General features: G+C 74.3%; 13 protein-coding genes and 1 riboswitch. Of the genes, 8 read left to right on the top strand and 5 right to left on the bottom strand.

What is annotated here, in order from left to right; translation table 11 throughout:
• Positions 1–48: 48 nt before the first annotated feature.
• The 3 genes from CHF15_RS15740 to CHF15_RS15730 all read left to right on the top strand — a co-directional run bounded on the left by CHF15_RS15740 (position 49) and on the right by CHF15_RS15730 (position 3,056).
• A complete protein-coding gene (locus tag CHF15_RS15740) occupies positions 49–906 on the top strand; it encodes a helix-turn-helix domain-containing protein (protein ID WP_179279804.1) in 858 nt (285 codons plus the stop codon).
• A gap of 85 nt (positions 907–991) precedes the next feature.
• The gene (locus CHF15_RS15735; protein WP_089224390.1) at positions 992–1,879 is read left to right on the top strand and encodes a helix-turn-helix domain-containing protein; all 888 of its coding nucleotides are present in this window, start codon (positions 992–994) and stop codon (positions 1,877–1,879) included.
• A gap of 187 nt (positions 1,880–2,066) precedes the next feature.
• Entirely contained in the window at positions 2,067–3,056 is a 990-nt protein-coding gene (locus CHF15_RS15730) for a malate dehydrogenase (RefSeq protein ID WP_089224389.1), read from the top strand.
• A 78-nt stretch (positions 3,057–3,134) separates the two neighbouring features.
• Here the strand turns inward: CHF15_RS15730 and pdxR are convergent, their stop codons facing one another.
• Positions 3,135–4,610 carry a MocR-like pyridoxine biosynthesis transcription factor PdxR gene (gene pdxR, locus CHF15_RS15725; protein WP_089224388.1) on the bottom strand — a complete coding sequence of 492 codons (1,476 nt, stop codon included), beginning with the start codon at positions 4,608–4,610 and terminating at the stop codon, positions 3,135–3,137.
• 49 nt (positions 4,611–4,659) lie between these two features.
• Between pdxR and CHF15_RS15720 the strand changes: the two genes are divergently transcribed.
• Positions 4,660–5,208 carry a carboxymuconolactone decarboxylase family protein gene (locus CHF15_RS15720; RefSeq protein ID WP_410169639.1) on the top strand — a complete coding sequence of 183 codons (549 nt, stop codon included), beginning with the start codon at positions 4,660–4,662 and terminating at the stop codon, positions 5,206–5,208.
• 66 nt (positions 5,209–5,274) lie between these two features.
• On the opposite strand, the gene rocD is transcribed toward CHF15_RS15720, so the two are convergent.
• Positions 5,275–6,480 (bottom strand): ornithine--oxo-acid transaminase, encoded by a 1,206-nt coding sequence (gene rocD / locus CHF15_RS15715; RefSeq protein ID WP_089224387.1) that lies wholly within the window; start codon positions 6,478–6,480, stop codon positions 5,275–5,277.
• A gap of 131 nt (positions 6,481–6,611) precedes the next feature.
• A riboswitch (ZMP/ZTP riboswitch) is annotated at positions 6,612–6,698 on the top strand.
• A 30-nt stretch (positions 6,699–6,728) separates the two neighbouring features.
• Between rocD and CHF15_RS15710 the strand changes: the two genes are divergently transcribed.
• A complete protein-coding gene (locus CHF15_RS15710; RefSeq protein WP_089224386.1) occupies positions 6,729–8,171 on the top strand; it encodes a glycine hydroxymethyltransferase in 1,443 nt (480 codons plus the stop codon).
• Positions 8,172–8,221: 50 nt separating this feature from the next.
• On the opposite strand, the gene CHF15_RS15705 is transcribed toward CHF15_RS15710, so the two are convergent.
• From CHF15_RS15705 to CHF15_RS15695, 3 genes are all read right to left on the bottom strand, one after another.
• Positions 8,222–8,944: a hypothetical protein gene (locus CHF15_RS15705; RefSeq protein ID WP_089224385.1), complete on the bottom strand. Its 723-nt coding sequence runs from the start codon at positions 8,942–8,944 to the stop codon at positions 8,222–8,224.
• Positions 8,945–9,041: 97 nt separating this feature from the next.
• On the bottom strand, positions 9,042–9,782 hold the full coding sequence (locus tag CHF15_RS15700) for a hypothetical protein (RefSeq protein ID WP_089224384.1): 741 nt from the start codon (positions 9,780–9,782) through the stop codon (positions 9,042–9,044).
• Entirely contained in the window at positions 9,779–10,339 is a 561-nt protein-coding gene (locus CHF15_RS15695) for an RNA polymerase sigma factor (RefSeq protein ID WP_089224383.1), read from the bottom strand. Before CHF15_RS15695 ends, CHF15_RS15700 begins: the two co-directional genes overlap by 4 nt.
• A 145-nt stretch (positions 10,340–10,484) precedes the next feature.
• On the opposite strand from CHF15_RS15695, the gene trpS reads away from it, so the two are divergent.
• The 3 genes from trpS to CHF15_RS15680 all read left to right on the top strand — a co-directional run bounded on the left by trpS (position 10,485) and on the right by CHF15_RS15680 (position 13,724).
• Positions 10,485–11,498 (top strand): tryptophan--tRNA ligase, encoded by a 1,014-nt coding sequence (gene trpS, locus CHF15_RS15690; protein ID WP_089224382.1) that lies wholly within the window; start codon positions 10,485–10,487, stop codon positions 11,496–11,498.
• A gap of 170 nt (positions 11,499–11,668) precedes the next feature.
• Complete coding sequence (locus tag CHF15_RS15685; protein WP_245938844.1) at positions 11,669–12,271, top strand: 2'-5' RNA ligase family protein; 603 nt, start codon at positions 11,669–11,671, stop codon at positions 12,269–12,271.
• Positions 12,272–12,317: 46 nt separating this feature from the next.
• The gene (locus CHF15_RS15680; RefSeq protein ID WP_089224468.1) at positions 12,318–13,724 is read left to right on the top strand and encodes a pyridoxal phosphate-dependent decarboxylase family protein; all 1,407 of its coding nucleotides are present in this window, start codon (positions 12,318–12,320) and stop codon (positions 13,722–13,724) included.
• Positions 13,725–13,744 lie beyond the last annotated feature (20 nt).

Here is a 13,744-nt window from a genome sequence, read left to right as displayed (position 1 = left end):
GGGTTGATCGACGGAGCCGGGGGGTGCGTGGTGGCACGTTGGGAGCCATTGCCCGAGACATTGGACGGTGCCGCGCGCCGTCTCGCCGTGCATCTGCGCCGGATGAAGGACCGCAGCGGGCTGAGCGTCCCGGCGCTGGCCGCGCGCACGGCGAGCAGCGCGGGCGCCTGGGAGCAGTACCTCAACGGTGTGAGGATCCCGCCGCGTGACGCCGTCGAGGTGCTGGGGCAGCTCAGCGGTGCCGACTACGACCGGCTGATGGCCCTGTGGGAGCTGGCCGACCGCGGGGTCGCCGACACCATGAAGGGCTTCCCGTACGCCGATCCGCTCGACCCGCTCGCCCCCGTCGAGGGGATGCCCCGGCACGCCCTCAGGCGGCGCCGCAAGGCCCTGCTGGTGGTTGCGGGCGGGCTGGTGCTCGGCGGGGTGTTCGCGCTGCTCGTGGCGACCGGGGTGGCCACGGACGGGGCCGGGCGCGCCCAGGCACCGCCGGCGGCCCGCCCCACGGCCACCGTGCCGGCCGGCCCGGCGCCCTCCGCGTCCGGCTCGGCGGGCTCCGCCGTCACCTCCTGGCCCGGGTCGGCCCCTGCGGCGGAGGCGAAGGACGCGACGGGCGTGACGGCCTCCCGTACCGCGGGCGCCATGTCCCCGGACGGCGGCACGCCCGCGGCGCAGGTGGCCCAGACCGGCGCGGTGTCCTCCGCGCCGGGACGCGGCCCGCACACGGCGGCACCCGGCACGGGCGGGACGACGACGGCGGCGCCCGGAGGCGGCGCACCCACCACCAAGGCACCGCCGCCCGCGACGAGCGCCCCGGCGGCGCCGGCGCCCTCCGCGTCCCCGAGCCGCAGCCCCGGCAAGGGGCTCTGCCTGGGCCTGATCATCCTGGGCATCTGCATCGGATGACGGGCGCAACCGGACGGGCCACCCGAAGCATCCTCATCGGTAGCCTTCCGGGACGGAACGGCAACAGCAAGAGGGGGAACGGGAGATGGCCCGCTGGCGGCCACTGGCCGAGGACCTGGACCCGCGGGTACGGGAGTTCACCGAGCAGCTGCGGCGCCAGGTCGACCGCGGCGGCCTGAGCGTCGCGGCGCTCGCCGAGGCGACCGGGTACAGCAGGAGTTCGTGGGAGCGGTATCTCGACGGGCGGCTGCTGCCGCCCCGTTACGCGGTGGTCGCGCTCGCCGAGGCGACGGGTGCCGACCCGGCGCACTTCACCACGATGTGGGAGGTCACGGAGCGGGTCTGGAGCCGCGCCGAGGGCCGCCACGACGTCACGATGGAGGCACTGCGGATCGCCGAGGCCCGCGCCGCGCTCGGGGAGTTCGGCCCGGCCCCGGCCGCGGCGCCCTCCCCGGTCCCCGCCGCCGCCCGGGGCGTACGGCGCCGTCCGGTCGTGCTCTTCGTGGTGGGCGTCGTGGCCGTCGTGCTGGCGGCGGCCGGCGCCACCGCACTGACCGGCGGCGACGGCGACGACCGCGCGCGGCCCGGGCCGTCCCGCAGCGCGCGGGCGGCCGCTCTGCCCGCCGGTGTGAAGTGCACCGGCCAGGAGTGCACCGGCAAGGACCCCGAAGGCATGGGCTGCGGAGGCGGCAACGCCCGTACGGCCGCGGCGGCCTGGGTGGGCGGCGCGTACGTCGAGATGCGTTACAGCCGGGTCTGCGCGGCCGTCTGGGCCCGCATCTCCGCCGGAGCCCCGGGCGACACGGTGAGCGTCACGGAGGCGGGCGGGGACGGCCGCTCCCAGCGCAGCCGTATCGGCCGGGACCCCGCGGCGTACACCTCGATGCTCGCCGTCCGCACGCCCGGCGCCGCCCGCGCCTGCGCCACCCTCACCACCGGCCCCCACGGCTGCGCCGCGCCCCCGTCCGGCTGACGACCGCCGCGCACGCCGGCCGCACCGGGCGAAGGCGGTGACCGGGGCCACACCGAGTGTGGCTTCCGCCGCGACGGCACGGGTATAGCCTGGCGTGGGTCTCTTGACGCCGAGAGATCCCCGTTCCGGGGCATGGGACGCTGCCCGGGCGGCAAGGGATCCAGCAGGAGAAGGCCAGGAGAAGGCAATGACTCGCACTCCCGTCAACGTCACCGTAACCGGAGCCGCCGGCCAGATCGGCTACGCGCTGCTCTTCCGCATCGCCTCCGGCCACCTGCTCGGCCCCGATGTCCCGGTGAAGCTGCGGCTGCTGGAGATCACCCCGGCGCTGAAGGCAGCCGAGGGCACCGCGATGGAGCTGGACGACTGCGCGTTCCCGCTGCTCAAGGGCATCGACATCAGCGACGACCCGAACGTCGCCTTCGACGGCGCCAACGTGGGCCTGCTCGTCGGCGCCCGTCCCCGCACCGCCGGCATGGAGCGCGGCGACCTGCTGGAGGCCAACGGCGGCATCTTCGGCCCGCAGGGCAAGGCCATCAACGACCACGCCGCGGACGACATCCGCGTCCTCGTCGTCGGCAACCCGGCCAACACCAACGCGCTCATCGCGCAGTCCTCGGCCCCGGACGTACCGGCCGACCGCTTCACCGCGATGACCCGCCTGGACCACAACCGCGCCATCTCGCAGCTGTCGAAGAAGACCGGCGTGCCGGTGAGCGAGATCCGCCGCCTCACCATCTGGGGCAACCACTCCGCCACCCAGTACCCGGACATCTTCCACGCCGAGGTCGCCGGCAAGAACGCCGCCGAGACCGTCAACGACGAGAAGTGGCTGGCCGAGGAGTTCATCCCGACCGTCGCCAAGCGCGGTGCCGCGATCATCGCGGCCCGTGGCGCCTCCTCCGCCGCGTCGGCGGCCAACGCCGCGATCGACCACGTCTTCACCTGGACCAACGGCACCGCCGAGGGCGACTGGACCTCCGCCGGTGTCGTCTCCGACGGCTCCTACGGCGTGCCGGAGGGCCTCATCTCCTCCTTCCCGGTGACCGCGAAGGACGGCCGGTTCGAGATCGTCCAGGGCCTGGACGTCAACGAGTTCTCCCGTGCGCGCATCGACGCGTCGGTCGCGGAGCTCGAGGAGGAGCGCGAGGCGGTCCGCGGCCTCGGCCTCATCTGATCCCGGGACACCGAGTCCCACGAGCGGCCCTTCGCCGCGCCCCGCACGGGCGCGGCGGAGGGCCGCTTCGCGTGCTCCTCAGGCCGTGTGCGCGGCGAGCAGCGCGCAGAGCACGTCCAGGGAGCCGGCGAAGGCGTGCTCGGGCGGGGCGCCGTAGCCGACGACGATCGCGTCGTCGCCCGTACCGCCGAAGTCGGCGACGCTCTGCAGGGCGAGGCCGTGCTCCCGCGCCCGTGCGACCAGCGCGCCGGCCGACGTGCCGGGCGGCAGCCGCAGCACGGCGTGGAGGCCGGCGGCGATGCCCGACACCCGCACGGCGGGGGCGCGGGCGGCGAGCGCGGTGACGAGGCGGTCGCGGCGGCGGCGGTAGTGCAGCCGCATCCGGCGCACATGGCGGTCGTAGTTGCCGGAGACGATCAGTTCGGCGAGGGTCAGCTGGTCGAGCACGGGGGACTGGTGGTCGGCGAGGAGCTTCTCGGTGAGCACGGGCTCCACGAGTGCGGGCGGCAGGGCGAGCCAGGCCAGCCGCAGCCCCGGGGCGAGGCTCTTGCTGGCGGTTCCGGCGTAGACGACGTGCTCGGGCGCCAGGCCCTGCAGGGCGCCGACCGGCTGCCGGTCGTAGCGGAACTCCCCGTCGTAGTCGTCCTCGACGACCAGGCCGCCGGTGTCGCGGGCCCAGGCCACGGCCGCCGTGCGACGCGCGGGGGAGAGCGGGGCGCCGTGCGGGAACTGGTGCGCGGGCGTGAGCAGCACGGCGTCGACGCGGGTGTCGAGGTCGCGGACCTGCGCGCCGTCGTCGTCGACGGTCAGCGGGACGGTGGTGAGCCCGGCCTTCCGCAGGATGCGCAGGGTGTGCGGGTATCCGAGCGCCTCGACGGCGACGCGGTGCGACCCCGTGGTCTGCAGGGCGCGGCCGATCAGCCCGGCGGCCTGGACGAAGCCGGTGCACACCACGACGAGTTCCGGGGCGGTGCGCACCCCGCGCACCCGGCCCAGGTACGCCGCCAGCGCCTCGCGCAGTTCGGGGCGGCCGCGCGGGTCGGTGTAGCCGAGGGCGTCGTTGGGCGCGGCCGCCAGGGCGCGGCGCGCGGCGGCGGACCACGCGGCGCGGGGGAACGAGCCGAGATCGGGCGAGCCGGGCCGCAGGTCGTACGGGACGTGCTCCCGGTGCCACGGCGGCCCGGCCGGCTGCTCCGGGGCGCGGGCGGGGTCCGCGGTGCCGTTCGGGTGCGGCGCGGCGGCGCGGGCGCGGCCGCCGCGGGGCGGGGCGGCGGGCGGCCCGGTCGGGCGCCAGCCGTCTCCGACCCGCGTGCCGGAGCCCTGGCGGGCGGTCAGCCAGCCCTCGGCCACCAGTTGCCCGTAGGCGTCGGCGACGGTGTTGCGGGCGACGCCCAGGTCCTTGGCGAGCGTCCTGGAGGACGGCAGCCGGGTGCCGGGGGCGAGCCTGCCGTCGCGTACGGCCCCGCGCAGCGCGTCCTCCAGCCCGGCACGCGCACCGGTGCCGCCGGCGAGGTCCAGATGGAGGTCGACTCCTGCAATGGCCCACTCGTTCACCCTCCAAGTGGACCACGGGCCGAGGCCACCCCGTCCCTAGGTTGTTTCCATGACGATGATCACGACCTCCACCGGCATGCCTTCCGGCCCGGACCATGACGACCTGGGCCATGACGACCTGGGCCATCACGACCTGGTGCCCGCCCACGCGCCGCGAATGGTGCTCGGCAAGGCCGCCCCCGACTTCTACAAGGCCATGATCGCCCTGGACGCCGCGGCGTCCGCCGGCCTCGACCCCGTGATCAACGAGCTGGTCAAGGCCCGCGCCTCGCAGCTCAACGGCTGCGCCTTCTGCGTGGATCTGCACCTGGCCGACGCCCGCAAGCTCGGGCTGACGGAGCAGAAGTTGAACGGGCTCACCGTGTGGTGGGAGACCCCGTTCTACACCGTGCGGGAGCGTGCCGCGCTGGCGCTGACCGAGGCGGTGACCCGGCTCGGGGAGCGTGGCGTGCCGGATGACGTCTACGACGAGGCCGCCCGGGTCTTCGACGAGGAGGAGCTGGCCCGGCTGATCGCCATGTGCGTCACCATCAACGCCTGGAACCGCATCGGCGTGACGACGCGGCTGTCCCCGGCGGCCCGCCCCGACGGCGTCTGACCGCCGGGGCGCATCCCGCCACCAGGCCCAGGCCCAGGCCCCGGTTCCGGATCCGGATCCCGGGGCTCAGGCCGACAGCACGGCCCGCAGCTGGTCCAGGCCCCAGTCCAGATCCTCCTTGGAGATGACCAGCGGCGGCGCGAGCCGGATCGTGGAGCCGTGGGTGTCCTTGACCAGGACACCCCGCTCCAGGAGCCGTTCGGAGATCTGCCGGCCGGTGCCGTGCTCCGGGGCGATGTCCACGCCCGCCCACAGACCGCGGCCGCGGACCTGCGTGACGGCCCCGCTGCCGGTCAGCAGCGCCAGCTCGTGGTGCAGGTGGTCGCCGAGTTCGGTGGCCCGCTGCTGGTACTCGCCGGAGCGCAGCATCGCGAGGACCTCCAGCGCCACCGCGCAGGCCAGCGGGTTGCCGCCGAAGGTCGAGCCGTGCTCACCGGGCCGGTAGACCCCGAGCACCTCCGCCGAGGACACGACCGCCGAGACCGGGACGACGCCCCCGCCGAGCGCCTTGCCCAGCACATACATGTCCGGGACGACGCCCTCGTGCTCCGACGCGAAGGTCCGGCCCGTGCGGCCCAGCCCCGACTGGATCTCGTCCGCGATGAAGAGGATGCCGCGCTCCTCGGTCAGCCGGCGCACGCCCGCCCAGTAGCCGGCCGGCGGCACGAGCACCCCCGCCTCGCCCTGGATGGGCTCCATCAGCACGGCCACGGTGCGGTCGTCCAGGGCCGCCTCCAGCGCCGCCAGGTCGCCGTACGGGACGACCTCGAAGCCGGGGGTGTACGGGCCGAAGTCCGCGCGGGCCTCCGGGTCGGTGGAGAAGCTGATGATGGTCGTCGTCCGGCCGTGGAAGTTGTCCGCGGCGACGACGATCTTCGCCTGGCCGTCCGGCACGCCCTTGACCCGGTAGCCCCACTTGCGGGCCGTCTTCACCGCCGTCTCGACGGCCTCCGCGCCGGTGTTCATCGGCAGCACCATCTCCATGCCGCACAGCTCGGCCAGCTCCGTGCAGAAGCGCGCGAAGCGGTCGTGGTGGAACGCCCGCGAGGTGAGCGTCACGCGGTCGAGCTGGGCCTTGGCGGCCTCGATGAGACGGGCGTTGCGGTGCCCGAAGTTCAGTGCCGAGTAGCCGGCGAGCATGTCGAGGTACCGGCGGCCCTCGACGTCCGTCACCCAGGCGCCTTCGGCGGAGGCGACGACGACCGGGAGGGGGTGGTAGTTGTGGGCGCTGTGCGCCTCGGTGGCGGCGATGTGCTCGGCGGCGGTCGACACGTGAGTGCTCCGTTCGTGGTACGTCGGGAGTTGTGGCGCTGGGGCCCGGTGGGGCCCCTTTCTATCGTCGCTCGTCCCGGATGCGAAGAAACCTCGTGCCGGGCGGCGCCCCGACCGGCGTTGCTAGGCTGGCCACGGGTCGTGACTGGCGCGCTGGGATGGGATTGACCATCGGGGAGCGGCCCGTGAACTGTGTGCCGTGCGCCTGGGCCGTCCCGTATGCCGTGCCGTGCAGCAGGAGGTCTGACATGCCGAGTGGTTCCACCGAATCCACCGCCTTCCGCAGTGCCATCGAGGTCATCAGGGGTGTCGAGCCGCGCGTGGCCGACGCCATCGGCCAGGAGCTCGAGGACCAGCGTGACTCGCTCAAGCTGATCGCCAGCGAGAACTACGCCTCCCCGGCCGTGCTGCTGGCCATGGGCAACTGGTTCAGCGACAAGTACGCCGAGGGCACCGTCGGCCGCCGGTTCTACGCCGGCTGCCGCAACGTCGACACCGTCGAGGCGCTCGCGGCCGAGCACGCGCGCGAGGTCTTCGGCGCCCAGCATGCCTACGCGCAGCCGCACTCCGGCATCGACGCCAACCTCGTCGCCTTCTGGGCCGTGCTCGCCGCGCGGGTCGAGGCGCCCGCGCTGGAGCGGGCCGGGGCCCGCCAGGTCAACGACCTGAGCGAGGAGGACTGGGCGCGGCTGCGCCACGAGCTCGGCGACCAGCGGATGCTCGGCATGTCCCTGGACGCGGGCGGGCACCTCACCCACGGCTTCCGGCCCAACATCTCCGGCAAGATGTTCGATCAGCGCAGCTACGGCACCGACCCCGCCACGGGTCTGCTGGACTACGAGGCCCTGCGCAAGACCGCCCGCGAGTTCCGGCCGCTGGTCATCGTGGCGGGCTACTCGGCCTACCCGCGGCTGGTGAACTTCCGGATCATGCGGGAGATCGCCGACGAGGTCGGCGCCACGCTGATGGTCGACATGGCCCACTTCGCGGGCCTGGTCGCCGGCAAGGTCCTCACCGGCGACTTCGACCCGGTGCCGCACGCGCAGATCGTCACCACCACCACGCACAAGTCGCTGCGCGGCCCGCGCGGCGGCATGGTGCTGTGCGACTCCTCGCTCGCCGAGCAGGTCGACCGCGGCTGCCCCATGGTGCTCGGCGGCCCGCTGCCGCATGTCATGGCCGCCAAGGCGGTGGCCCTGGCGGAGGCCCGCCGCCCGGACTTCCACAGCTACGCGCAGCGCATCGTCGACAACTCGCGGGCCCTGGCCGAGGGGCTGCTGCGGCGCGGCGCCACGCTGGTGACCGGTGGTACGGACAACCACCTCGTCCTGATCGACGTCGAGTCCTCCTACGGGCTCACCGGCCGGCAGGCCGAGGCGGCGCTCCTGGACTCGGGCGTCGTCACCAACCGCAACTCCATCCCCCAGGACCCCAACGGCGCCTGGTACACCTCCGGCATCCGCATCGGCACCCCGGCGCTGACCACGCGCGGCCTCGGCACGGGCGAGATGGACGAGATCGCCGGACTGATCGACCGCGTGCTCACGGCCACGACGGCGGGCGTCACCTCGGCCGGCAAGCCGTCCAAGGCGCAGCACGTGCTGGACGCGAAGGTCTCCGACGAGATCGCGCAGCGCGCGACGGACCTGCTGGCCGGTTTCCCGCTCTACCCCGGGATCGACCTCGGCTGATCCGCCGCCCGCACGGGGTGCGTGCCGGAGCGGCGCGCACCCCGCCGCGTTCAGTCGTCGACGAGCTCCTGGCGGGGCCCCTCCTCGGGCGTGTGCCCGGATATCCGGCGCAGGACGAGGAAGGTGCCGGCGCCGCCGACGAGCAGCCCGGCGCCGAGCCCGGGCAGGGACAGCCACCAGCCGTCCGCGCCACCGCCGTCGCCGGCCGCCGCGGCCTGCGGGGCGGCGGTCGAGCCCTCGGGTGCGGCCGCCGGGGTCTCCTCCACGGCCGCGGCGTCGTCCGGGCCGGGCAGGTAGTCGGGGGCGCTCACGCCGAGGCCCTTGTCGGCGCCCATGAGGCCCAGCCGGCCGAGGAGGCGGCGGAGGTCCTCCGGCCGTTCCGCCTTGCGCCACACGCCCTGCTCCGGCAGACCCGTCTCCATCACCGAGCGGCTGTGGACCCAGGCGCCGCCGGGCCCGTCCGGGTACACGTAGTCCACCTTCCAGACCGACACGTCGTGGATCAGCCAGGTGAGGGTGACCTGACGGTGGTGGTCGTCCATCACGTCCGAGAGCGAGTCCGGCGGCTCCTCCTTCGACCCGTTGCCGATGGACTGCTCCAGTTCCCGGTAGTCGGGTGAACTGGCGTAGATGCCCGCGGCCTTGCCGCTGGCCGGAGCGACCAGCATCACGCTGGTCGGCCCGCCCGCGGCGGCCGGTCCCGATCCGCCGACCACGGCGGCGAGCGCCGTCACGGTGACTCCGGCCCAGGTGACGAACCTTCTGATCCGCATCCTGTCCCCCTCTCGCTCGGTCCTGCCCCTGTTACACCGCCCGAGCCCGCCGGGTTCCCGGCCGCGGGAAGAGTTCGAGAAGGAAGAAGGAGAGGGCTCAGCGCTGCCGGGCGGACGTCGCGACGGCGAGCGCGCGCGCCAGGTCCGGCACGCCCTCCAGGCGGAGCGTCGTCCGCCCGCGCTGCCAGACCAGGGTGGGGCCGGCGGCCCGGGGCTCCTCGCGGCGGGTACGGCCGTCGGGGCCGACCAACTGCACGTAGTGCGGCTTCGCGAACCACACCCCGTAGTCGTTCCCGGTGCCCACCTCGACCCATTCGGCCGCGTCGCCGACCCTTTTGAGGAAGACCATGTCGATCGTGGCCCGGAACTGGTCGAGCCGTATCGTGCGCCCGTCCACCCGCCAGCTCATCGACAGCACGCGCCCCCCGTCGACGACCGCCACCCCGTCCGGCTCGCCCAGCTCCTGCGGCACGTAGGCCCCGTCCAGCCGCGCGTCCCCCCGCACGGGCGGAGGGGCGCCCGCGCCGGGGCGGGCGGAGGGGTCCCGGTGCACGACGACGCCGCCGAAGCCGAACCAGTCCGCGACCGCGGCCCGCACCGGCGGCGTCAGCACGAGCACCACCAGCAGCCCGCACAGCACCGCCGTCAGGGCCCGCCACCGTGCCGCGGCCCACGCCCGCGCCCGGGTGCGGCGGCCCGGCGCGGGGCCGGCCGGGGCCGGCACCGCCTCGGCCAGCAGCCGGGCCAGCACCTGCTCGGCGACGGAGTCGGGCGACGGCGCCGGGATCTCCAGCCAGCGGCCCGTCTCGCGCAGCTCCTCCGGGAGCCGGTCCGTCATGGCCGCCGCCCCCCGTCGTCGCACCGGCCGGCCGGCACGGGCTCGCCGAGCCCCGCCCGCAACCGGGCCAGGGCCCGGTGCAGCCGGGACTTCACCGTGCCACGCGGCCAGCCGAGCACCGTCGCCGTCTCCTCCTCGTCCAGGTCCAGCAGATAGCGGCAGGTCACCACCAGCCGGTGCGGTTCGCTCAGCGTCTGCACCGCGGCCAGCAGCTCCGCCCGGCGTTCCCGCGACACCGCCAGCGACTCCGGGTCGTCCGCCGCGGGGGGCAGGGCCTCCAGCGCGGCGTTGCGCTCCACCGCCGACCGCAGACGGCGCGCCGCCCGCCCGGCGTTCCGCGCCTCGTTGGCGACGATCCGCAGCAGCCACGGCCGGAAGGCCGCCCCGTCCCGGAAGGTGGCGAGCGCGCGGTACGCCTTGACGAACGAGACCTGCACCACGTCCTCGGCGTCGGCGCCCGCGCCGAGCAGCACGGCGGTGCGGTGCGCGACGTCCGCGTGCAGGCGCACCAGCTCCGCATACGCCTCCCGCTCACCGGCGCGTACGCGCGCGATCACCGACGCCTCCCCCTCCGTGGCGGACCCCCCTCCCGTCGCCCGGCGCCGCCCCCGTGCGGCTCCCGTCACCCCTTCTACACCGCCGGCCGCCCCCGGGTTCCCACCGCGGCCATGGAATCCGCGCGGACCTGAGAGAATGAGTGCCATGGCTCTCGATCGTCCCCGTGTGCTCTCCGGTATCCAGCCCACCGCAGGTTCGTTCCACCTGGGCAACTACCTGGGCGCGGTCCGCCAGTGGGTGGCGCTGCAGGAGTCGCACGACGCCTTCTACATGGTCGTCGACCTCCACGCGATCACCGTGCCGCAGGACCCGGCCGAGCTGCGCGCCAACACCCGGCTCGCGGCCGCCCAGCTCCTCGCCGCGGGGCTCGACCCGGAGCGCTGCACCCTCTTCGTCCAGAGCCACGTCCCCGAACACGCGCAGCTCGGCTGGGTGTTCAACTGCCTCACCGGCTTCGGCGAGGCGTCCCGCATGACGCAGTTCAAGGACAAGTCCGCCAAGCAGGGCGCCGACCGGGCCACCGTCGGCCTGTTCACGTACCCGATCCTGCAGGTCGCGGACATCCTGCTGTACCAGGCGAACGCCGTCCCCGTCGGCGAGGACCAGCGCCAGCACATCGAGCTCACCCGTGACCTCGCGGAGCGCTTCAACGGCCGCTTCGGCGACACTTTCACCGTCCCGGACGCCTACATCGTCAAGGAGACGGCGAAGATCTACGACCTGCAGGAACCGCTGTCGAAGATGAGCAAGTCGGCGGCGTCCCCGAAGGGCCTGATCAACCTCCTGGACGAGCCCAAGGCCTCCGCGAAGAAGATCAAGAGCGCGGTCACCGACACCGACACCGTGATCCGCTACGACGAGCAGGAGAAGCCGGGCGTCAGCAACCTGCTGACCATCTACTCCACCCTCACCGGCACCGGAATCCCGGAACTCGAGCAGAAGTACGAGGGCAAGGGCTACGGTGCGCTCAAGACCGACCTCGCGGAGGTCTTCGTGGAATGGGTCACGCCGTTCCGCGAGCGCACCCAGGAGTACCTGGGCGACCCGGAGACGCTGGACTCCGTCCTCGCCAAGGGCGCCGAGAAGGCCCGGTCCGTCGCCGCGGAGACCCTGGCGAAGGCGTACGAGAGGATCGGCTTCCTGCCCGCCAAGCACTGACGGCCCCTTCCGCTCCCGGGACGCCCGGGAAAAGGGGCCTTAGGTCCCGCGCAGGTGTGACGGACGACGCTCGCGCGGGAGGCCGCGCGCGCGTCACACTGGCACTGACGGAGTTGTGTCGTACGGCGTGCGTACGATGCCGCGAACCGACCCGGGGAAGGGGTGAACGCGTGGGAAACCGCATGATCGGCGTGTCGATCGCGGTCCCCGAGCCTTACGGCAGCCTGCTGCAGCAGCGCCGTGCCGGCTATGGAGACCCGCTGGCGTACTGCATCCCCACCCACGTCACGCTGCTCCCGCCCACCGAGGTGGACACGGCGCTGCTGCCGGCCTTCCGGGAGCACCTCGCCGAGGTCGCCGCCACCGGCCGCGCCTTCCCCATGCGGCTGGAGGGCACGGCCAGCTTCCGGCCGGTCACCCCGGTCGTCTTCGTCGATCTCGTCCAGGGCGCCCTGCACTGCGCCGAACTGCAGGAGCGGGTCCGCTCCGGTCCGGTCCGGCGCGAGCTCCAGTTCCCGTACCACCCGCACGTCACCATCGGCCACGGCATCCCCGACGAGGCGCTGGACCGCGCCGAGTCGGAGCTCGCCGACTTCGCCGCCGCCTGGACGGTCAACTGCTTCTCGCTGTACGAGCAGGACGACGAGGGCGTCTGGCGCAGTGTGCGGGACTACCCCTTCGGCGGAGCCGCCGGGCATGCCCTCGTACCGCACCAGACGGGTGCGTGCGAGCCGCTCAGCCCGGCTCCCGCGGGTGGCCCGCCGCACGGGTGAGCACGCCGGGCGGGGCCGTGCACGACGGCCCGCCTACGCTGCCGCCATGCACCCCACACTTGCCGCGGACCGCGCACACCTCCCCGAACTCCTCCAGGCCGTAAGGGACCTGGCCGCCCGTGAGCTGGCATCCGTCGACGAACGCCCGGCCGCCCGCCCCGGGCCCGCGCCCGCGCCGCAGCTCCTCCCCGTCACCGGGACCGGTGCCGACGGCGCGCTCGCGCTCTTCGAACGGCGCTGGGCACCCGGTTTCTCCGGCAGCGCCGGACCGCGCTACCTGGGCTTCGTCACCGGGGGAGCGACCCCCGCCGCCGTCGCGGGGGACTGGCTCACCAGTACCTACGACCAGAACGTCTCGGCGGGCGGCGACTCCTCCGCCGCCGCCCTGGAACGCGAGACCGTCGGCTGGCTCCGCGCGATGTTCGGCCTCGGCGAGGAGCACAGCGGCGCCTTCGTCACCGGCGCGACCGTCTCCAACACCGTGGGCCTGGCCGTGGCGCGCGAGTGGCTCGGCGAACGGCGGGGGCTGTCCGTCTCCCGTGACGGGCTGGCCGCGCTCGGCCCGGTGACGGTGCTGTCCGGCACCCCGCACTCCAGTATCGACAAGGCCCTGTCCGTGCTCGGGCTCGGCCGGTCGTCCCTGACCTCCGTGCCGGTGCTGCCCGGCGGCCGGGAGGCGGTGGACGTCGACCGCCTCGACGCGGCGCTGACGGCGCTGGAGGGCGAGGGCCGCCCGGCCGTAGTGGTCGCGAACGCCGGCACCGTCAACACCGTCGACTTCGACGACCTGCGCGCGATCGCCGCCCTGAAGGAGCGCCACGACTTCTGGCTCCACGTCGACGCCGCGTTCGGCGGCTTCGCCGCGCTGTCGCCCGCGTACGCGCACCTCACCGAAGGCATCGACGCCGCCGACTCCGTTTGCGTCGACCTCCACAAATGGCTGAACGTGCCCTACGACGCCGCCGTCCAGTTCACCCGCCGTCAGGACCTCCAGGTCCGGGTCTTCCACAACGCCTCGCCCTATCTGGGCCTGCCCGCGCTCCCCGACCCCGACTTCCTCCACCTCACCCCCGAGAACTCCCGTCGGCTGCGCGCCCTCGCCGCATGGTTCTCCCTGGCCGCCTACGGCAGCGAGGGCCACCGCGAGGTCGTCGAACGCAACGCCGCCTGCGCCCGGCGCCTCGGCGAGCGCATCGAGGCCGATCCCCGCCTGCGGCTCCTGGCACCCGTGCGGCTCAACGTCGTCTGCTTCACCCTGGCCGACGACCCCACGGCCGAGCGCGTCGCCTCGTTCGTCCGCGCCGTCGCCGCCTCCGGTGAGGCCTTCCTCACCCCGACGGTCCTCCACGGCGTCCCCGCGGTGCGGGCCGCCTTCAGCAACTGGCGTACATCGGAGGCCGACACGGACCGCGTCCTGGACGCGATCACCGCCGCGACGACGACCGCCACCTAGAGTGCACGTCGTGACGGAGG

Origin of the sequence: Actinacidiphila glaucinigra (assembly GCF_900188405.1) — a bacterium.
Taxonomy (GTDB): Bacteria; Actinomycetota; Actinomycetes; order Streptomycetales; family Streptomycetaceae; genus Actinacidiphila; species Actinacidiphila glaucinigra.
The sequence above is the reverse complement of the archived record's forward strand: the minus strand, read 5'-3'. Positions and strand labels throughout refer to the sequence as shown.

Coding starts and splice junctions, on each gene's coding strand:
- CHF15_RS15735 (WP_089224390.1), top strand. CDS start 992: ATGGCCCGCTGGCGGCCACTGGCCGAGGACCTGGACCCGCGGGTACGG.
- CHF15_RS15730 (WP_089224389.1), top strand. CDS start 2,067: ATGACTCGCACTCCCGTCAACGTCACCGTAACCGGAGCCGCCGGCCAG.
- CHF15_RS15720 (WP_410169639.1), top strand. CDS start 4,660: ATGACGATGATCACGACCTCCACCGGCATGCCTTCCGGCCCGGACCAT.
- CHF15_RS15710 (WP_089224386.1), top strand. CDS start 6,729: ATGCCGAGTGGTTCCACCGAATCCACCGCCTTCCGCAGTGCCATCGAG.
- CHF15_RS15705 (WP_089224385.1), bottom strand. CDS start 8,944: ATGCGGATCAGAAGGTTCGTCACCTGGGCCGGAGTCACCGTGACGGCG.
- CHF15_RS15700 (WP_089224384.1), bottom strand. CDS start 9,782: ATGACGGACCGGCTCCCGGAGGAGCTGCGCGAGACGGGCCGCTGGCTG.
- trpS (WP_089224382.1), top strand. CDS start 10,485: ATGGCTCTCGATCGTCCCCGTGTGCTCTCCGGTATCCAGCCCACCGCA.
- CHF15_RS15680 (WP_089224468.1), top strand. CDS start 12,318: ATGCACCCCACACTTGCCGCGGACCGCGCACACCTCCCCGAACTCCTC.